Consider the following 19,562-nt stretch of genomic DNA (forward strand, 5'->3'; position numbering starts at 1 on the left):
CATTTCGTCAATGGTAAGAGCCGTCACATGTTGCCGTACCAGGGCAAGAATTTTTCGATTGTCTTCTGTACGCCCACCGTGAGCAATACCCCCACGATGGACAGGATCGCGATCGCGACGACGGCCTCGTCATGCCTGAAGGTCGTCGTGAGCGTCATGGCATAAATGCCAAGCCCATCCACCGCCGTGAGAAATTCGACGACCACCGCGGCGGTCAACGCTCGCCCTGAGGCCAATCGAAATCCCGCGACGAGGTAGGGCAATGACGCCGGGACCGCGATGCCGAGCCAGACATGGCGGCGCTGAGCACCGAATGAGTCCGCGATCTCCAGGTATCTCTTGGAGACGGCTCGGCTCCCGTCCCAGGCGCCGATGGCCAGCGGGGGAAATGCCGAGAAGATGACCAACGCGATCCGGGTCTGCTCGGAAAACCCGAACCACAACGTGAAGATGGGGAGAATGGCCAGCATGGGTGTGGCATACAGGCCATTGATGTACGGGCCGAGCGCTGCTTCGAGGGTCTTGGCCTGGCCCAGCGCGATGCCGACCAGCAGCGCCGCCGCCCCGCCCAACCCCAAGCCGATGGCAACGTCCACCAGTGTCATGCGGGTGTTGTTCCAGAGTTGAGCGTCTGTTGTCAGCATCTCGGGGGCCACCGCCAGAATCCCTAGCGGCGTCGCCATGTAGTCACGGCCGAACATCATGACCCCGGCCTGCCAGGCGGTCATGATGACCACAAAAGTGCCCAGCCTGGTCCGCACTGACTTCGAGCGCCACATACGCCCGATGGCCCGAGCCGCCTTGGCTTCCGGGGATGACCGCGGCGTTGGCCCCGGATCCCCGGGGGCCGCGCGATCGGGGTGGGTATCCGTCAGATCAGCCATCCCAGCACCATCCTCTCCAGGTCGGCTCCGACCGCGGGGCGCGCTCACCGTCGCCACTCATGACCGCCACCGACTGAACCGCGTTTCCAGGACGCGACCGCCAGCCATCGCAACCAGGCCGATGGTCACCACCACGACCACCGCCGCCAGCAGATTGTCCATCTGATAGCGGCGCGCGTAGATCAAGAGCAACTGCCCCAACCCCGACGAGTCGAGCAAGAACTCGGCGCCGATCATGCCGACCAGGCCGCGCGCGATACCTTGCCGGATCCCCGTCATGGCGTAGGGAACGGTGGCCGGGATCACGACGTCTTTCCACACGCCCCATTCGTTGGCACCAAACGACCGGGCTACCTCCACCAGGCGGCGGCTGATCGCCCGAACCCCCTCGATGACGTTGAAACAGACGGGAAAGAAGACGAAGAGCACCACTACGAGCGTCTTCGGCCAGAATCCGAAACCGATGACCGCCAAGATGAACGGGATAAGAACGATGTTCGGCATGATGTAGAGGAAGGTGATGTAGTCCTCCAACCCCAGCCGAAGAATTTCGATCCGGCCGACCGCGACCCCGACGATCAACCCAAGAGCTGTTCCAAGCGCGAACCCCGCGGCGAAGAGCTGCAAGGATTCGAGCAGTCCGGTAGCCAGATCGCCATTCTGGACGATGTGAATCAAGGCGCCGGCGGTCTCGGAGAAAGACGCGAAGAAGATCGGGTCCAAGAAGAAGCGACCGATGATCTCCCAGAGAATCGCACCTACCGCCAGACTTACCAGCGTAATGACCCGCGATCGATGACGGTCGAACCAAGTATGGCGGCCGAGCACGGGTGGCATTGTGTTCCGCTGAACTTCGACTGTGGCTGACGTACCCACGTGATCACCTTTCAATCCTGCGCCGATACAGACCATTCAGGGGCCGGCGTCAGCGACCGGCCGGTGTCAGGAGCGCTGCTCCACCATCTCGAACGCTTCATCCCAATAACGCGTGTCGAAGGCGTCGTCATAGTCGAATGCGCTCGGTATGTTCCCGAGGTCGAGCTGGGTTTGAATCGATGATTCGATCACCGAGCGATCTAGACCGATGTCGTCGAGCTGCCACCAGTCCATCTCGAGGTATTCGCGCAAGATCTCCGCTACCACGTCGGGATCATCTTGTTCGACTATCTCCGCCAGAAAGGGAACGAGATCGTCGAAGTTGTCGGGGTCATGCATGAATCGAATCGTCTCGATATGCGCGGCCAACAGCCGGACGATGACCTCGGGCCGCTTCTCGAGTACGTCGTTGCTGGCCACGACCGTCACGTAGTGCACGCTGACCGCATCGCTGAGTCTGCGAAGAATCCGCCAATCGTCGTCGGTCAGATGCCGAAGTTCGGCGAGTTCGTCGATGTGGAGGACATGTGTGTCCAGGACACCGGCCACCAAGGGCGCGACATGGTCACCGCCGGCACCAGTGTCGACGGTGTTGACGTCGGCGATGTCGACACCGCAGCTGTCCAGGATCAGGTCCAACACCAGATGCCGGGTGTCCCCTGGCGCCATGGCGCCGGAGCTACGACCGGTCATGTCCTCGCACGATTGCACCTGCGGGTCTCTGGTCACCAGGATCCAGTCGATCTGGTCGAGTCCCGCGATACCCGTCACCTTGATGCCCTGCACTACGCCACCGAGGAACGGGTCGGTCCCGGTGAACCCGACATCGATCTCGCCGGTATGCGCCGCCTGGACGTTGTCTCCCCCCGACACGAGTGGCCGGAACTCGACGTCCAGATCCCACCGGGCGTAGAAGCCGAACTCCTCGGCGACGTACGCGAGCGTCGCCACCCAGATCGGATTCAACTGTCCGGGGTGCCCGAGGGTGATCGGATCACCAGCTTCCGGTGCGGCATCGTCGCTGGTGTCCGACTCGGATCCACCGCCGCATGCGGCCACGATGGGCAACAACAACGCTGCCATGAGCTTACGCGCCCGGGCTCCGGGCGGGTGTCCTCGCTTCGAACCTGTCGGTTGTGTCTTCATCGCCCACTCCCTGGTCAGCCGGACAACACATGTCCTTCCACATCAGTGGATCGATCACGTCGGATCGGTCGAGCCAGCTCTGGCTGGCGCTAGGAATCATCGCAAACGTTTGCTGTCGCGTCAATACTTCTTCGATCGCTGATTTTGCTACGGATTCCGTTGCCGAATGAAGAATAGTCGATGATTTCGCTGGCAGGAGCCGCCACGACCAGCACCCCGACTTGGGCCGATGAGTGCACCACACTGCTCTTGTGGTTGATGTTTACACCCAAGGTTCTGCCGGAGTACCGTGTGCAAACGATTGCGGCCATCTTCCTGGAGGGTTCCGATGATTGACACCGACCTGCGGTTCACTGATGCGGAATGGCAACGACGGGCACGTGTGTTGCGCGAGATCGCCGAGGCGCACGACGTCGCACACGTGCTGCTCTACGGCGCCGACCGAAGCGGGACCTCCGTGCCCTGGTTGACTGGCTGGCCGGTGACCCGCGAAGCACTTGTGGTGTGGAGCACCGACGACGAACCAGTGCTGTTCGTCCAGTTTCGCAATCACGTCCCGCAGGCGAGTTCGATGGTCGACCGGGCCGAGGTCCGGTGGGGAGGGTCATGCACGGTTCAATCGGCCGTCGACGAACTCGAGCGTCGTCGTGCCGGCCGCCGGGTCGGCGTCATCGGCCCACTGTCCTATACGTCCTACCGGATTCTGGTGGCGGCGGGATACGAGGTGACCAGCCTGGATGCGGCGTACGTCGACGCCCGGCTGATCAAATCGGCCGAGGAGATCCGGTTCCTCAGCCGAGGCGCGGAGCTGAGCGACGCTGGCCTGGCCGGCCTGATCGATGCAGCCCACCCCGGTGTCAGCGAGCGAGAGCTGATCAACTCCATCGAGCGCGCCTACGTGCCCAACGGTGGCGGGACCCATATCCACTACCTGATGTCTACACCGATGTCGAGACCGAGCCGGTGTGTGCCCGCTCAGCGACCATCGAAGCGCCGGCTCGAACGCGGCGACGTCGTCGTCACCGAGATCAGCGCCGACTACCAGGGGTATGCCGGCCAGGTATTACGCACCATCACGGTTGACTCCGAACCCACGGCGCAGTACGCGGAGATGCACGAGGTGGCTCAGGTGACCTTCGAGCGCATCTGCGCGGTCCTCCGGGATGGCACCACCGCCGAGGAGGTCATCGAAGCCGCTTCGTCGATCGAAGCCGCCGGCCTGACCATCTGCGACGATCTCGTCCACGGCTACGGAGGTGGTTACCTTCCACCGATCCTCGGGTCACGTAGCCAGCCACACCACCAAGGCTCCCACGTGGGGTTCGCAGCTGGCATGACGGTGGTCGTCCAACCCAACGTCGTCACAGCCGACGGTCAGGCAGGCGTCCAGACCGGCGAACTCGTCCACGTGACCAGCACCGGTGTCGAGCGGCTACATTCGGCACCCCGCGGCATCCTCAGCTCGGCCCACTGACCTACAACCAGCCCGTCGTCCAGCATCAGGCCCGTTCGGCCCGCAGGGTTGGAGCGACCGGCCGCGCGGCTCCGATCCTGGCCGGAATCGCCGTAAACACCGCGACGACGAGGACAGTTGCGGGCACAACGGCCAGCAGCTGCCACAACGGCGGCACGAGCGTCTCGTCCGGATCCACAGCGACATACAGCGCGAGACCGCCCGGAATACCCAACGTGGCACCGGCCGCGGCCGGAAACACCTGCGCCGCGGAGAGTCCGACGCTCACCTGTCGCGGAGTCACCCCGAGTGCCCGGAGAAGCGCCGACGTATGCCGGACGTCGAGCACTGTCGCCCACGTGACGAAGATCGTGTTGACCGCGGCCAGGATGATCAGCATGACGGTGAGCACCAGCAGCACCCGGCCGAGCCGGTCCGATTGGAGGTCGACCGCGGCGCCGCCTCGTTGGGCGTTGAGCTGGGCATTGGCCGCGAGAGCGGCGACGATCCCGCTGGCCGTGACGGTCATGCTGACCACGCCGAGCACGACGCGGCGCGGCCGACGCGCGGCTATTCGCGACGCGACCAGCAGCGAAGCCGGCAGCCGCGACGAGACCGCAATCAGGCGTGCACTGCGCCGCGGCAGGCGGGCGGCGTCGGCCAGTGCACTCACGGTGCTCATCCGGGCCGCCCGAACCGCCGGGACACAGGTTGCCACCACCGCCACCGCCAGGGCTACCGCCGTAACCGAGGCGACGATCGGCACGGTCATTGCGGGCTCCACCCCGCCGCCGATGAGGCCCGCGGTCGGATCGGTGAGCAACGGGGCGGCCAGCCATCCGGCGGTCAGCCCGGCAGCGGACGCAATGAGCGCCACGCCCACATACTCCGCGAGCAGCACCGTGGCCACCAGGGCGGGAGTGCCCCCGACCGCCTTGAGCAACCCGACCCGGCGGATCTGGTCGGCCATCCGGCCACCCACGAGCACCGCGATGCTCGCCAGCGCGAGGGCGGCAAGCAGCCAGGCACCCGTGATCAGCGTGCGCTCGGTGTTCCGTTCCAGGTGGGTGACCTGGTCGACGATCTGCTGCCACGGCACGAGCAGCGGTGCTCCCAGACTGTCCAGCATGTGGGTGTCGGCGAAGGCTTGAGCATCGGCCGGGTTGGTCAGCTTCAGATACGTGACGTAGGACAACGCGTCGGCTGATTCGGCGACGCCCCGCGCGTCGGCCGTGGTCAGCCAGATCAACCCGGGGTCGCGCAGCATCCCGTCGGGAGGTTCGACGCCGGGCGGCGGGTCGCCGAAGAGGCAGGGCACGATACATGCCGACGCAATCGGGTACGGCGGCGTAGCTGCGGTGACCGCGATTCCGGCGATGCCGAACGCCTGTCCGTTCACCGTGACCTGATCACCGACGCGAACCCCCAGGGCGTCGGCAAGGGCGGCCTCGACGACCACCTCGCCGTCGGCAACCCAGGTGCCGTCGGTCACCCTTGGCTGGTCGACCTCCGCCACCGCTACGTCGCGGCCGATGGCCTGGACGTCCACGCGCTGGCCGCCGGCGTCGAGAGTCGCCGCCGCGGCCGGGAATGGACCGCTGTGGGCGGCCACCTCGGGGAGTCCGGCCAATACCTCGAGCGCGGCTCGGTCGGCCGGACGGCCAGCCGGCTCCGCGAAGGGTTCACCGGCCACCGAGGGAGGTGCCGCGCTGGCCACCACGTCGGGCCCGGCCGTGGCGTGCCGCGTGTTCTGGTATGGATCGCTCGCCACCCCGTGGATCAACAGCCCGAGCGTCAGCGTCGCGGTGGCCGCCACGATGGCGAGCAGCAGCAGGGCGGCCTCGGCGGGGCGCCGGCGCAGATCCCGGGCGGCCAGGCGAGTCACGAACAGCAGTCGGCCCATGAGGTCAGCCGTCCAGTCCGGCCAGCGCACCAAGGTTCCCCGTGGTGCCGCCGGTGAGCCTGGTCTCGTCGACGAAGGCGCCGTCCCGCATCGAGATCAGCCGGTCTGCCGTGGCCGCGATCCGTTCGTCGTGGGTGACGATGACGAGGGTCTGGCCGGATTCGTGCAGGTCCTCGAAGAGCCGGAGCACGTCGGCCGTGGCGGCGCTGTCGAGATTGCCGGTCGGCTCGTCGGCGAGCACGACGAGTGGTTCGTTGCTCAACGCTCGTGCCACGGCGACGCGCTGGCGTTGACCACCTGACAGTGCCGACGGCAGAAAACGGGCACGATCGGCGAGTCCGACCCGGTCCAGCAACTCCGCCGCCCGCGTCCGCGCCGTTCGTGGTGAGCGTCCATCCAGCAGCGCAGGCAGTTCGACGTTCTCGACGACGGTCAGCTCCTTCATCAGGTGAAATGCCTGGAAGACGAAGCCGACACCGGTGCGGCGCATCCGAGCCAGCGCCCGCTCCCCCAGTCGATCGATGCGGCGGCCGGCCAGCCAGGCCTCGCCGGCTGAGGGCCGGTCCAGTCCGCCCAGCAGATGCAGCAGTGTGGACTTTCCGCAGCCGCTGGGTCCCATCACCGCCACGGTCTCTCCGGTGGCGACGTCGAGATCCACCCCGTCGACGGCGCGAACCAGTCCGTCTCCGGTCCCGTATTTCTTACACAGCCCGACGGCGCGCAGGACGGGTTCGGTGCTGGGGTCACTCATGATGTACCCCGACGGATCGTCCACCTCTGGTCGCACGCTTCCAGCCAGCGCAGATCCGCCTGGAGCCGAAGCACGATGCCTTCCAGCAGCAATGCGGCGTCCGAGTGATCCGGTTCGTTCATCGCGGCCCGTTGCGCATCACGCAGCCGGCGCAGCAGCTCACGCCGCTGCGTGTCCACGATGGTGAGCGGGTCCGCCAGTCCAGCGGCAGCGGCCGCGACCAATTTGAGGTGAAACTCCGCGAGGCCCGGCTTCGGCCAGCCGACGTCGGCGAACCACTCGGCCACCCGCTCCTGGCCAGCCGATGTGAGCAGGTAGGTCTTGCGATCTGGTGAATCACCCCCCGCGGTCGACCGCTCGCACACCACGAGGCCCGCCTTCTCCAGCCGGGTCAACACAACGTAGATCTGGCCGGCGTTCATGGCTTCACCGACGGGACCCAGCGCGTGTCGTAGCCGCGCGCGCAACTCGTAGCCGTGTGAGGGCTCCTTCGCCAGCATGGCCAGCACCACTTCTTGCTGCATCTCGCCTCCTGGATAACGGTTATCTATAGATAACAGTTATCTAGGAGGCCGTCAACTGCGGCCCGCCGCGCTAGATCCGAGATCCGGCCTCGGTCAGGACCGACCGGAGGATCACCTCCATTTCGTCGAACTGCTGCTGATCGCAGACCAACGGTGGAGCAAGCTGGATAACCGGATCGCCCCGGTCGTCGGCCCGGCAGTACAGGCCAGCGTCGAAGAGGGCCTTCGAGAGGAATCCGCGTAGCAGACTCTCCGACTCCTCCTGGTTGAACGATTGTTTGGTCGCCTTGTCTTTGACCAGCTCGATTCCGAAGAAGTAGCCGTCTCCCCGAACATCGCCGACGATCGGCAGGTCGAGCAGCTTGGCAAGGGTCGCGCGGAACCGAGGGGAATTGTCGGTGACGTGCTGGTTGAGCTTCTCTCGGTCGATGATGTCCAGGTTGGCCAGCGCAACCGCGGCCGACACCGGATGCCCGCCCCAGGTGTAGCCGTGCCCGAAGCTGGCGTGCCCTCGGGAGAACGGCTCGAATACCCGGTCGCTGGCGATCATCGCCCCGAGCGGTGCGTAACCGGAGGTGATCCCCTTCGCGCAAGTGATGATGTCGGGTACGTACCCGTAGACGTCGGCACCGAAGTACCCACCCAGCCGGCCGAACGCGCAGATCACTTCATCCGACACCAGGAGCACATCGTACTCATCACAAATTTCTCGCACCCGCTCGAAATAGCCCGGTGGTGGCGGAAAACAACCACCGGCGTTCTGCACTGGCTCCAGGAAGACCGCGGCCACCGTTTCCGGGCCCTCGAACTCGATCGCCTCCGCGATGCGGTCAGCTGCCCATCGACCGAAGGCCACGGGATCGTCGATGTGTTCGGGCTGCCGATAAGGATTGGTGTTCGGCACCCGGATCGAACTGGGAACGAGAGGTTCATATGCCGACTTGAGCTCCGGCAGGCCGGTCAGCGACAGGGCGCCGTGCGTGGTGCCGTGGTACGCGATGGCTCGGCTGATCACCTTGTGTTTCGTCGGCCGCCCAGTGAGCTTGAAGTACTGCTTGGCGAGCTTCCACGCCGATTCGACCGCTTCGCTGCCGCCGGTGGTGAAGAACACCTTGTTGAGATCACCCGGCGCCAATCCGGCGAGCCGCTCGGCGAGTTCGACCGCCCGTGGGTGGGCATATGACCAGATGGGGAAGTAGGCGAGCTGCGCGGCCTGGCTGGCGGCGGCCTCCGCGAGTTCAGCCCGGCCGTGCCCCACTTGCACGACGTACAGCCCCGACAGGCCATCGAGATAGCGACGACCATGAGCGTCCCACACATACGGACCCTCACCACGAACGATGACCGGCACCTCGCTCTGCTCATATGCTGACATCCGGGTGAAGTGCATCCACAGGTTGGTGTGGGCCGTGCGAGACATGGCATGTGCGTCGTTCGGGTCCGTCATCGGGTCCCCCAAGCGTAGGTCTGTTTCCTCAGCCGCAAATAGACGAAGCTCTCCGTGCCACGAACCCCGGGGATGGCGCGGATCCGCTTGCTGATGATCTCTAGTAGATGATCGTCGTTCTCACATACGATCTCGGCGAGCACGTCGAACGAACCGGCGGTCATGACGCAGTAGGAGACCTCGCTCATCTCGGCGAGGCGGTCGGACACCGGCTCGATTTCACCGTCGACAGTGATTCCGATCATGGCCTGCCGGTTGAAGCCCAGCTGCAAGGGGTCCGTCACCGCGACGATCTGCATGATGCCGGCCTCCAGGAGGCGCTGCACACGTTGGCGAACGGCAGCCTCCGACAGTCCGACTTCGCGCCCGATGGCGGCGTACGACTTCCGTCCGTCCTGCTGGAGTTGCTCGATGATCATCTTGGCGATGTCGTCGAGCAACACGTCGACATTGCCGCCGTGGACACTCATACCCGAACCTCCTCGCTCACAATCGCTCGAGATACTGATTCCGTCGGGGTTGACGCTGACTTCAAGGGAATCAGTTTAGATTTCAGACTATAACTTACCTTTTCTACAGTAGAATGCCAACTCTGCCACGGATGACAGCAAGGATCTCTCAATGCACACAGTCGACGCCCCCTCTCCGGGACCAGTTCAACCACCAAGACTACAAACGATTGTATTCAGACGTCCTGTTACGTGAGGACAACAAAGCTAAAGGCGGTAACAAACGAACGCAGCCACACACCGTTCAGGCGGGTTAAGCTGATGTCATGAACCGACCCACGCTGCGTGATGTCGCCCAGGCGGCCGGTGTCCACCCGGCCACTGTCTCGCGAGCACTGAACCCGCAGACGCGACAACTCGTCAACGCCGACACCGCCCAGCGGGTCCTGCGCACGGCACGATCGCTCGGATACCGCCCCAACCCGTTCGCCCGCACCCTCAAAACCGCCCGTTCGGCCACGGTCGGGCTGGTCATCCCGGACCTCACCAATCCGCTGTTCCCACCCATCGTTCGCGGCCTGGAAGACGTCCTCGGCACCGCGGGTTACGGCGTCTGGGTGGTCAACACCGACAACGACGAACAACGCGAGGCCGCCGCCATCGAGTCGCTGCGCGCCCGCAACGTCGACGGCTACGTCCTGGCCACCGCCCGCCTCAACCATCCGCTGATCGACGAGCTGGCCGCCGAGAACGTACCCGTGCTGCTGGTCAACCGCCGCACCGAACGCGCCGACATCCCGTCGGTCACACCCGACGACGCCTCCGGGGTGGCCCTGGCCATGCGGCACCTCGTCGAGTTGGGGCATCGTCGCATCGTCCACCTGGCCGGACCCCAGTCACTCTCCACCGGATATCAACGGCTGCGCGCGTTCCGGTACGCGCTGCACGATCACGGCCTCCCCGACGCCCCGGAGCTCGTCGTCGAGTGCGAGTCCTTCACCGAAGACGCCGGGGCCAAGGCCGTTCAGCGGCTGCTGGACGACGACGTCGAGTTCACCGCGGTGCTGGCCGGCAACGACCTCCTCGCGGTCGGCTGCTACGACGCCCTCGAGGAGCGGGGCCTGAGCTGCCCCGCCGACGTCAGTGTCGTCGGATTCAACGACACCCGCTTCATGGACAAGCTGCACCCCCCGCTCACCACGGTGCGGATCCCGCATTACGACATCGGCGCCGAGGCCGCCCGGCTGCTACTCGAAGGGCTGAACCAGCCGCAGCGGCATGCGCGGTCGGTGTTGCTGCCGTTGTCCCTCGTCGTCCGAGCCTCCACGGCACCCCCGGCGCCCCGCACCCGCGCCACGTAGCCGCGCCCCACGCAGCCCACGCCACGCAGCCCACGCCACGCAGCCCACGCCACGTAGCCCGCGCCCCACGCAGCCCGCCCCCAATCCCCGGTGCTGAGTTGCCGGTCCCGGGGGCCGATCTCCTCGCGCATCACGTTTCCAGGGCGGCGACGATCCGCTCCGGCGTCAGAGGAAGGTCGCGGACGTCCACCCCCAACGCGTCGCGGACGGCATTGGCGATGGCCGCCGCTGTCGGCCCGTGGGCGATCTCGCCGGCCCCGACGCTTGGCTCGTCCGGCCGGTTGATCACCTCGACGTGCACGTCGGGAACGGCACGGAACCGCAGGATCGGATACGTCTCCCAGTCGGTGCTGGTGACCCGGTGCCCGTCGAGGCGGGCCTGTTCCAGCAACGTCCAACTGGCCGCCTGGATCGCCCCACCCTCAAGCTGGTTGACCACCCCGTCGAGACTCACTATCCGGCCCACGTCGGCCGCGATGACCAGCCGGGTCACCCGGATCTCATGCACCGCCTCGACATCGGCGACGACGGCACAGTACCCAGACGTGCCCTTGTAGCGGGCCCAGGCGATGCCCCGGCCGGCGTCGGCCGCAGCCTGGTCGCGCCCACCCTGCTCGCGCCGCCACCCGGCCAGCTCGGCGGCGCGCTCGAGCACCGCCCGCGCCCGCGGGTCGCTCAGGTGGGCGAGCCGGTACTCCAGGGGATCCGCACCGATCCGCCTGGACAGCTCGTCCATCAACGATTCGATGGCGAACACGTTGGTGAACGCACCGAGCGCCCGTAGGGACGACGTCCGCACCCGCGTATCCACCACCCGGTGACCGGTCACCCGCCGCGCCGGGAAGTCGTAACCGGGATCGGCGTTGCGCACGGAGCCGCCACCGGCCGCCAACGGTGGATCCACCGACGGCGGCAACACCTGCCGGTCGCGGTGGGCGGCCCCGAGCAGCCCGTGCGACCCGCCGTATCCGGGGCGGGCGACGTGACCCTGGCTCCATACGTCCACGGACCAGGTGGCGACGTGCCCGCGCGCGTCCAGGCCGGCTTCCACATCCACGGCCATGGCGGGGCCGAGTGGCCCCGAGCCCAGTTCGTCGGCCCGGCTCCACACCACCTGGACCGGGCGGCCGGGGACGGCCCGCGCCAGCAGCGCGGCATCGAAGGCGGCGTCGTCGGCACCGTTGTGTCCATAACTGCCCGCGGCCTCGACGTGGTGCACGACGACGTCCTGTTCCGGCACTCCGAACACCACCGCCAGCGCCGCCCGCAGCGGATATACCCCCTGGCTATGGCTCCACACGGTGAGTTGAGATCCCGCCCACCGGGCGATCGCACAGCTCGGCCCGATCGCGGCGTGGGCCAGGAACGGGCGGGTATAGGTGGCGCGGACGGTGGTCACCACACCCACCGCGGCCGTGGCATCGCAGATGTTCACCACGTCGATCCGGTCGGCTGGGGCAGACCGCCGCGGCTGCGCTGGATCCCCGGTTCCGGCCGGGTTCGGTGGCAGCTCCCACTGGGCGGTGTCGGCCAGTGCCGCGGCCGCCCGGATGGCCACCTCCTCCCGCTCGGCCACCACCCCTAAGAAATCTCCCTGCCGGACCGTGGCGATGACGTGGGCACCAACAAGCGACGTGTCGACGGTGCTCAGGTGCGCTGCGCGGACCGGCGGGCGGACCACCCGGCCCCACACCTGTCCGGGGAGGTGGAGGTCATGGAGGAACCGGGGCCGCCCGAGCACCTTGTCCGGCAGGTCGACACGTGGCGGGTTGGGTGGATCCGCCGGCGCCGGTGCGGGCCGCACCCACGACGGGCCACGGGCGTCCCGGTCGAGGACGTCGGCGTCGAGATCCCAGTAACTGACCGCGCTGTCCCCGGCCGCCGTCCCGACCACACCGTCCCGGACGACGAGCGCGGCGGGGTCGGCGTCGAGCCGGGCGGCGGCCACCTCGATGAGCAGCGCCCGCACTTCGGCACACACCTGACGTAGTGCCGCCACCGACCGGGCCACCGACAGGCTGCCCGCGGTGAGCCCTTCGGCCGGGCCCGCGGCGGTGCTGACCGGTTGGACGACGACGCGTGAGTCGTCGACACCCAACTCCTCGGCTGCCGCCTGGGTGAGCGCCGTCCAGATGCCCTGCCCCAGCTCCACCTTGCCGACCCGCACCAGGACGTGCCCGGTGTCGCTGAGATCGAGCCAGGTGGACAGCCGGGGGTTGGCCGCGAGGCTGGGCGGCAGGGTGTCGGCGGCGGATCGTGCCGGGTCAGCCGTCGTCATGTCGTTGCCCTGGTCCGGTGGCAGCGGCCAGCACCGCGCGCACGATCCGGTGGTGGGTCCCGCACCGGCACAGGTGGCGTTCGAGGGCGGTCCGGACGTCGTCGGCGGTCGGCTCCGGGGTGTCGCGCAGCAGCGCGGTGGCGGCGACGACGATGCCGCTGAGGCAGTACCCGCACTGCCCGGCTTGTTCGTCGAGCACGGCCCGCTGCACCCGGTTGGGGCACCCCTCCGACGCCAAGCCTTCAACGGTGACCACGTCGCGCCCGGCGGCCGCCCACAGCGGAAGGTCACACGACGGTGTGGGATGCCCGTCGACGAGAACCACACAGGCCCCGCAGAGTCCCTGGCCACAGCCGAACCTGGTGCCTTTCAGGCCGAGATCGTTGCGGAGCAGGTACAACAGCGGCGTCTCGGGATCCACGCTCGTGTGCACCGGTGTGCCGTTGACCGTCAGCGCCGTGCCGGAGCTGCCCTCGGGTGCCACCGGATCAGTCCACCAGGCCGGCCTGGGTGTCGGCCAGGACCTCCAGATGTTCGAGGCCCAGGGTGCGGATCCAGCGCTGCTGGCCGGAGGTGAGCGCGACGAAGTACCCCAGCTCCACCAGCTCCGCCTCGGTGAAGTGCTGGTGTAGACGCTGCCAGAGGGTGTCGTCGGCCATGGTCTGATCCCACACGATGGCGTCGGTGTAGGCGAGGGCGGCTTTCTCTCGGTCGCTGAGCCGCGTCGACGACTCGTAGCGGAGCAAGTCGTCCAGCTCCTGCTCCCCCAAACCTTGGTCGCGGGCCAGCTCGCTGCGTTGGCCACTGCAGTAGGCACATTCGACGGTTTTGGCCACGTACATTCGGGCCAGCTCTTTGACGCGGTGGTCGAGTTCTCCACCGTAGAACGCGGCTTCCCACGTCGCGGAGAAGGTGTCGAGGATGGCCGGGACGTGAGCCCGGACCGCCTGGCTTTCCGGGCGGGGCGCCCCGCGGGTACGGGCCAGCTCCAGGTGGTGGGCGATGTCGGGGGCGTGCAGGCGCTCGGTGGAGGGATAGCTGATCCGCGCCACGGCGTCCTCCTAGGGTTTCGAGGACCGTCATCTGACAGCAAACGATTGTAGCAAGGCAGCTAGTATGGCCGTAAGATACGAAGCCACATCACAACAAACGATTGACGTCAGTGGCGACGACGAGGAGGCGTAGTGTTCGACGTCCATGCCCACGCCATCCCGGACGGACTGATCCACACCCTGCGCCGCGACGGCCCGTCGCTCGGCGTCGAGATCGTCGACACCGACCGCGGCACCCAGGTCCGGGTCGCCGACGGACCACCCTCCGCACCCCTGGACCCACTGCTGAGCGACCTACCGGCCAGACTCGCCGCGATGGACCGAGGTGGCGTCGACGTTCAGGTGGTGTCGCCGTTCATCGGCCTGACCGCGTACTCGCTGCCGGCCGAGGCCGGCGCCCGCTACAGCCGGTTGTTCAACGAACTCATGGCCAGCACCGCCGCTCAGGCCCCAGATCGGCTGCGGGCGCTGGCCACCGTACCCCTCCAGTCCGGCGATCTGGCCGCGCGCGAGCTCACCTACGCCGTCGAGCATCTCGGTATGGCCGGTGTCGAGATCGGCACCAGCCGACCGGGTGGACAGGTGGACGATCCGGATCTGGAACCGTTCTGGGCCGCGGCGAACCACCTCCGCTGCCTCGTACTGATCCACCCCATGTCGGGTACGAGCCACCACGAGCCGTATTTTCTCGGCAACCTCGTGGCCAACCCGGCCCAGACCACCCTGGCCGCGGCCCGGCTGATGTTCGGCGGCGTGCTCGACCGGTTCCCCGACCTGCGCATCTGCCTGGTCCACGGCGGCGGCTTCCTGCCCTATCAGGCCGGCCGTCTCGAGCACGGGTTCGCCACCTACGGGCAGCGTTGGGGGGCCCGGCTGGACACCTCACCGGCCGAACTCATCCGCCGGTTCAGCTACGACACCGTGCTCCACTCCCCGACCGCGCTCCGTGCCCTGCTAGACCAGGTCGGCGCGGACCGGGTGCTCGTGGGCACCGACTACCCCTTCGCGATGGGCGACGACGACCCTGCCGGCACCCTGGCCGCGGTGCCCGCTCTCACGTCGGCCCAGCATGACTTGATCCGGCGCGACAACGCTCGCCGCCTCCTGACCCCCCGGGATCTCGATGAGTAGCGTGGCACGCTGAAGCGCTCCACAAACCGGACAAAAGACCCACGTTGACGACACCTCAGCGTGCCATGCACTACACCTCAGCGTGCCACGGCTCCAGCCCCTCTTGCCCAGTGCCGGGCGGACGAGCCGGCCGGCACCGGCTACCGTGGGCCCATGAAATTCGGGGTGCTCGGCCCTGTGGTGGTGTGGCCATCGGACGGCACCGTGGTCACCATCGCCGGGTTCAAGGTCCGCGCCCTGCTCGCCGACCTCCTCGCCCACGAGGGCCGGCCGGTGTCGGCTGACCGACTGATTGACGACCTCTGGTCCGACGACGACCTACCGGGAAATCCGGCCGGCGCCCTGCACACGAAGGTGTCACAGCTGCGACGGGCCCTCGACACGGCCGAGCCGGGCGCCCGGGATCTCGTCGAGTCCGCGGCGTCGGGATACCGGCTGCGGGTCTCCCCCGACACCGTCGACGCGCAACGATTCACCGCGATGCTCACCCAGGCGCACAGCCGGCCGGACGCTCAGGGACGGGTGGCCCTGTTGACCGAGGCGCTGGCGCTGTGGCGAGGGCCCGCGTTCGGGGAGGTCGCAGACCTGGAGTTCGCCCGGGGTTCGGTGCTGCGGCTGGAAGAGCAGCGGCTGGTGGCACTGGAGAGTCTCGCCGAGGCCCGGCTGGAGCTGGGTGAACACACCCTTCTTGTGGGTGAGCTGGGTGACCTGGTGGCCCAGCACCCGCTGCGCGAACGGCTCCGCGCCGCGCAGCTGCGCGCCCTCTACGGTTCGGGGCGCCAGGGTGAGGCTCTGGACGCTTACGACGAGTATCGCCACCACCTGCGCGATGCGCTCGGCCTCGACCCCGGCAGCGAGTTGGTCACTCTGCATCAGGCGATCCTGCGTCAGGATCCGGCGTTGACGCCGATGGGCGTCCCGGCCATGTCAGCGGCGCAACCCACCACCAATCTCCCGGTGACGATCTCGACGGAGCCCGACGGCGGACTGGTCGGCCGGGCGGCGACGATCGCCGACGCACGCAAGCAGCTGGAAACCAACCGGCTGGTCACCTTCACCGGCCCGGGCGGGGTGGGAAAGACCCGCCTCGCGGTGGAGGTGGCTCGCGCGGTCGGTGACAGTTGCGCCGACGGCGTATGGATCGTGGAACTCGCTCGGCAGACACCCCGGGCGTCCTCCACCAACCCGGCCCAGTTCAGCGCGGGCCTCGCCCCGGACGGGGTCGCCGCGATCGCCGCCGCGGTGGCCACGACACTCGGCGTCCGGGAAGACTCCGCGGCGGGCACCCGGCTGGAAGCGGACCATCCGAACGTCACCGACCGGTTGATCGCCGCGCTGCGGGCCCGGCAGGTGCTCGTGGTACTCGACAACTGCGAGCATGTGATCGAACCCGTCGCGCACCTCGTCGAACGGCTACTGACGGCGGCACCACGGATGCGGATCCTCGTGACCAGTCAAGAGCCGGTGGGTCTCCCCGATGAGGTGGTGTTCCCGGTGCCGCCGCTGGAGGTGCCGGCCACCGGGGCGTCGTTCGACGACATCTTCCGGTCCGGTGCGGTGCGGCTCTTCACCACCCGGGCGTCGACTGCCGCGGGGTTCGTGTTGTCCACTGACAATGCCGAGTCGGTGGCGGAGATCTGCCGCCGGCTGGACGGTATTCCATTGGCCATCGAATTGGCCGCGACGCGGGTCCGGGCGCTGGAGGTGAACGAGCTGGCCGCCCGGCTCGACGACCGGTTCACCCTGCTGGCCGACGGACACCGCACGGCACCGCCACGACAACGGACCCTCCGCGCGATGATCGACTGGAGCTGGGAGCTGCTACCTCCGGCGGACCGGGTGGTATTGCGCCGGCTGGCGGTGCCGGTGGGCGGGTGCACACTGGACGCCGCCGAACACGTCTGTGCCGGTGATGGCATCGCCGCGGCCGACGTCGCCGATGTTCTACGCCGCCTGGTCGACCGGTCGCTGGTCGCGGTCTCCGACGACGGAACAGCCCGCCGGTATCGGCTGCTGGAGTCGGTGGCGGCCTACTGCTGGCAACGGTTGGGCGAGGCGGACGAGATCGACGCCATCCGGATCCGGCACGCCACCTACTACACCGACCTGGCCGAACGGGCCGCGCCGCTGCTGCGTGGGCACGGCCAGCGGGCGGCGTTGCGCGGCCTGGACACCGAGACCGCCAACCTGCGCGTCGCACTGGAGAGCGCCGTCGATCTGAGCGCCCCGGAGCTGGCGTTGCGCCTCGTCAACTCCCTGGCCTGGTATTGGTTCCTGCGCGGCCGGCACCAGGAAGCCCGCAGCTGCCTGACCCTGGCGGTCGGGGCGGCACCCCCCAACGGAACCGCCGACGTCGCCCGGGCCGAGGCGCTGACGTGGCTGGCCGGTATCGCCTTCACCGACTACCGGGACGATCCGGTGGCGCGTGGTACCGCCGTGCTTGGTCTTTATGACGAGTTGGACGATCCGGCCGGACAGGCCCGCGCGCAGTGGCTGTGTGCGTTCACCATGCCAGCGTCCGGTGACCTGGCGGTGGGTGAACGGCTGGTGTCCGCGGCGCTGAGGGGTTTCCGCGCGCTCGGCGACCGATGGGGTATCGCGGCCGCGTTGTTCACCCGCGCGGAACACGCACTGGTGGAGGGCGACCTCGCCGCGGTCCGGCGGGACAGCGAGGAATCCCTGAGGCTGTTCGACGAACTGGGCGATCGCTGGGGGCGGCTGTACCCGACCCGCTTGCTCGGCATCCTCGCCGAGATCGCCGGTGACCACGCACACGCGGCCCGGCTGCACCGAGATGCCCTACGCAGTGCGGAAGACATGGAGCTGTGGCCGTCGGTGTCGATTCAGCTATCCAGCCTCGGCCGGATCTCCCTGCTCAAGGGTGACCTAGCCGAGGCCGACGAGTACCACCAGCGGGCACACCGGCTGGCGGAGGAGCTGTCGGACAGTTCCGCCGCCGCGTTCGCCGCGATCGGGCTCGGTCTCGGCGCCCGCCGCCAAGGCAAACTCGACCTCGCCGAGCGGCGGTTCCGCGATCTGCTCGACTGGCACCATCAGACCGGCCTGTACGCCGGCACCGCTTTGATCCTGGCCGAGCTGGGCTTCGTCGCCGAGCAGCGCGGCGACGCCGGATCCGCCCGGGCGCTGCACATGGAGGGGTTGACCACCGCGCGGAAGACGGGCGACATACGGGCCGTGGCGCTGGCGCTCGAGGGGTTGGCCGGGGTGTCGGCCCTCGTTGACGAGCCTGCCCACGCAGCTCGGCTGCTGGGCGCGGCAGCGGCCGCCCGAGCCGCCGCCGGATCGCCGTTGCCGCCGGGCGAGAGCGGCGACGTCGACCGGATCTCTCGTCGGGTCCGGGCCGCGCTCGGCCAGGACGAATACGACGCAGCGTTCACCTTGGCCGGGCGGCTGCCCCTGAACGAACTCCCCTAACCCGCCCTCACCCGCCCTCACCCGCCCTCACCCTCCCCCCTCCCCACCCCCACCCCCCACTCCCCACCCCCGGTGATCGTTGCCGGATTTCTGCCCTCACCCCCGGTGATCGTTGCCGGTATCGGGTCGCTATGACGACGCGAACTTGACTTCGATCACCGGGTGGTAGGGCAGAAATCCGGCAACGATCACTGGGTGAGGGCGGGTTAGACGGTGGCCGGCTGGCTGGTCAGCGAAGCGAGCAGAACGGCGGCCTGGGCGAGCCGTTCGCCCTGATGCCGGGCCGCCTCCAGCACGGCTTTCTGGTACCCGGCGTCGTCGGCCTGTTCCTCCACGAAGCTGACGCCATAGGGGTTCCCGCCGGCCGCCGCGGCGACGTTGTAGTTGACGTAGCCGGTCGGGAGGATGATCGCGCCCCAGTGGTACATCGTCTTGTAGAGCGACAGCAGGGTCGACTCCTGACCACCGTGCGGAAAATGGCTGCTGGTGAAGCCCGTGGCCGGCTTGTTGGCCAGGTTCTCAGCCTCCCAGAGCCCGCCGGTGGTGTCGAGGAACTGCCGGAGCTGGGAGCTGACGTTGCCGAACCGGGTTGGGGTGCCGAAGGCGTAGCCGTTGGCCCAGGTCAAGTCGTCGAGGGTAGCCAGCTCGATGTCCGAGGTGGTGTCCAGGTGGGCGCGCCACTCCGGGTTGGAGTCGATGGCGGCATCGGGCGCGAGCTCGGCTACCCGGCGTAGCCGCACCTCGGCCCCGGCGTCGGCGGCACCGTCGGCGAACCCCTGGGCGAGACGGTGGACGTGGCCGGTGGACGAGTAGTAGATGATGGCGATCCGGGCCTGGGGGGCGTTCATGGTGTCGTTCCTCCTGGTGGTGTT

Annotated in this window: 16 protein-coding genes; 4 read left to right on the plus strand and 12 right to left on the minus strand. The window is 67.9% G+C overall.

Annotated elements, in window-relative coordinates; genetic code table 11:
- Positions 1 to 23 precede the first annotated feature (23 nt).
- The 3 genes from G8760_RS12260 to G8760_RS12270 all read right to left on the minus strand — a co-directional run bounded on the left by G8760_RS12260 (position 24) and on the right by G8760_RS12270 (position 2,906).
- Positions 24 to 728, minus strand: coding sequence for an ABC transporter permease (locus tag G8760_RS12260; protein WP_166351366.1), 705 nt, complete (start codon positions 726 to 728; stop codon positions 24 to 26).
- Positions 729 to 941: 213 nt separating this feature from the next.
- A complete protein-coding gene (locus G8760_RS12265; RefSeq protein ID WP_166351368.1) occupies positions 942 to 1,712 on the minus strand; it encodes an ABC transporter permease in 771 nt (256 codons plus the stop codon).
- Between the two features lie 114 nt (positions 1,713 to 1,826).
- Positions 1,827 to 2,906 carry an ABC transporter substrate-binding protein gene (locus G8760_RS12270; RefSeq protein WP_166351370.1) on the minus strand — a complete coding sequence of 360 codons (1,080 nt, stop codon included), beginning with the start codon at positions 2,904 to 2,906 and terminating at the stop codon, positions 1,827 to 1,829.
- Between the two features lie 328 nt (positions 2,907 to 3,234).
- On the opposite strand from G8760_RS12270, the gene G8760_RS12275 reads away from it, so the two are divergent.
- Positions 3,235 to 4,380 (plus strand): M24 family metallopeptidase, encoded by a 1,146-nt coding sequence (locus G8760_RS12275; RefSeq protein WP_166351372.1) that lies wholly within the window; start codon positions 3,235 to 3,237, stop codon positions 4,378 to 4,380.
- Positions 4,381 to 4,405: 25 nt separating this feature from the next.
- On the opposite strand, the gene G8760_RS12280 is transcribed toward G8760_RS12275, so the two are convergent.
- The 5 genes from G8760_RS12280 to G8760_RS12300 form a co-directional block, all read right to left on the minus strand.
- Positions 4,406 to 6,292, minus strand: a complete 1,887-nt coding sequence (locus G8760_RS12280) for an ABC transporter permease (RefSeq protein WP_207782286.1) — start codon at positions 6,290 to 6,292, stop codon at positions 4,406 to 4,408.
- Entirely contained in the window at positions 6,267 to 7,013 is a 747-nt protein-coding gene (locus G8760_RS12285) for an ABC transporter ATP-binding protein (RefSeq protein WP_166351374.1), read from the minus strand. The genes G8760_RS12280 and G8760_RS12285 overlap by 26 nt, the downstream gene beginning before the upstream one ends.
- Positions 7,010 to 7,537 (minus strand): PadR family transcriptional regulator, encoded by a 528-nt coding sequence (locus tag G8760_RS12290; RefSeq protein ID WP_166351376.1) that lies wholly within the window; start codon positions 7,535 to 7,537, stop codon positions 7,010 to 7,012. Before G8760_RS12290 ends, G8760_RS12285 begins: the two co-directional genes overlap by 4 nt.
- Before the next feature lie 70 nt (positions 7,538 to 7,607).
- Positions 7,608 to 8,984 carry an aspartate aminotransferase family protein gene (locus G8760_RS12295; protein ID WP_166351378.1) on the minus strand — a complete coding sequence of 459 codons (1,377 nt, stop codon included), beginning with the start codon at positions 8,982 to 8,984 and terminating at the stop codon, positions 7,608 to 7,610.
- Positions 8,981 to 9,454 (minus strand): Lrp/AsnC family transcriptional regulator, encoded by a 474-nt coding sequence (locus G8760_RS12300; RefSeq protein WP_166351380.1) that lies wholly within the window; start codon positions 9,452 to 9,454, stop codon positions 8,981 to 8,983. The genes G8760_RS12295 and G8760_RS12300 overlap by 4 nt, the downstream gene beginning before the upstream one ends.
- 305 nt (positions 9,455 to 9,759) lie before the next feature.
- On the opposite strand from G8760_RS12300, the gene G8760_RS12305 reads away from it, so the two are divergent.
- Positions 9,760 to 10,794, plus strand: coding sequence for a LacI family DNA-binding transcriptional regulator (locus G8760_RS12305; RefSeq protein WP_166351382.1), 1,035 nt, complete (start codon positions 9,760 to 9,762; stop codon positions 10,792 to 10,794).
- A 130-nt stretch (positions 10,795 to 10,924) separates the two neighbouring features.
- Here the strand turns inward: G8760_RS12305 and G8760_RS12310 are convergent, their stop codons facing one another.
- Genes G8760_RS12310 through G8760_RS12320 form a run of 3 tightly spaced genes read right to left on the minus strand, consistent with a single transcriptional unit; the run spans position 10,925 to position 14,124 of the window.
- Positions 10,925 to 13,072, minus strand: a complete 2,148-nt coding sequence (locus G8760_RS12310) for a xanthine dehydrogenase family protein molybdopterin-binding subunit (RefSeq protein WP_166351385.1) — start codon at positions 13,070 to 13,072, stop codon at positions 10,925 to 10,927.
- Complete coding sequence (locus G8760_RS12315; RefSeq protein WP_166351387.1) at positions 13,059 to 13,556, minus strand: (2Fe-2S)-binding protein; 498 nt, start codon at positions 13,554 to 13,556, stop codon at positions 13,059 to 13,061. Before G8760_RS12315 ends, G8760_RS12310 begins: the two co-directional genes overlap by 14 nt.
- Before the next feature lie 4 nt (positions 13,557 to 13,560).
- Positions 13,561 to 14,124: a carboxymuconolactone decarboxylase family protein gene (locus tag G8760_RS12320; protein ID WP_166351389.1), complete on the minus strand. Its 564-nt coding sequence runs from the start codon at positions 14,122 to 14,124 to the stop codon at positions 13,561 to 13,563.
- 132 nt (positions 14,125 to 14,256) lie between these two features.
- On the opposite strand from G8760_RS12320, the gene G8760_RS12325 reads away from it, so the two are divergent.
- Together G8760_RS12325 and G8760_RS12330 are read left to right on the plus strand one after the other, a co-directional pair.
- Positions 14,257 to 15,255 carry an amidohydrolase family protein gene (locus G8760_RS12325; RefSeq protein WP_166351391.1) on the plus strand — a complete coding sequence of 333 codons (999 nt, stop codon included), beginning with the start codon at positions 14,257 to 14,259 and terminating at the stop codon, positions 15,253 to 15,255.
- A gap of 153 nt (positions 15,256 to 15,408) precedes the next feature.
- Positions 15,409 to 18,690 (plus strand): ATP-binding protein, encoded by a 3,282-nt coding sequence (locus tag G8760_RS12330; RefSeq protein ID WP_166351393.1) that lies wholly within the window; start codon positions 15,409 to 15,411, stop codon positions 18,688 to 18,690.
- Between the two features lie 206 nt (positions 18,691 to 18,896).
- Here the strand turns inward: G8760_RS12330 and wrbA are convergent, their stop codons facing one another.
- Positions 18,897 to 19,538 carry an NAD(P)H:quinone oxidoreductase gene (gene wrbA, locus G8760_RS12335; RefSeq protein ID WP_166351395.1) on the minus strand — a complete coding sequence of 214 codons (642 nt, stop codon included), beginning with the start codon at positions 19,536 to 19,538 and terminating at the stop codon, positions 18,897 to 18,899.
- Positions 19,539 to 19,562 lie beyond the last annotated feature (24 nt).

Source organism: Phytoactinopolyspora limicola, from assembly GCF_011320225.1.
Classification (GTDB): domain Bacteria; phylum Actinomycetota; class Actinomycetes; order Jiangellales; family Jiangellaceae; genus Phytoactinopolyspora; species Phytoactinopolyspora limicola.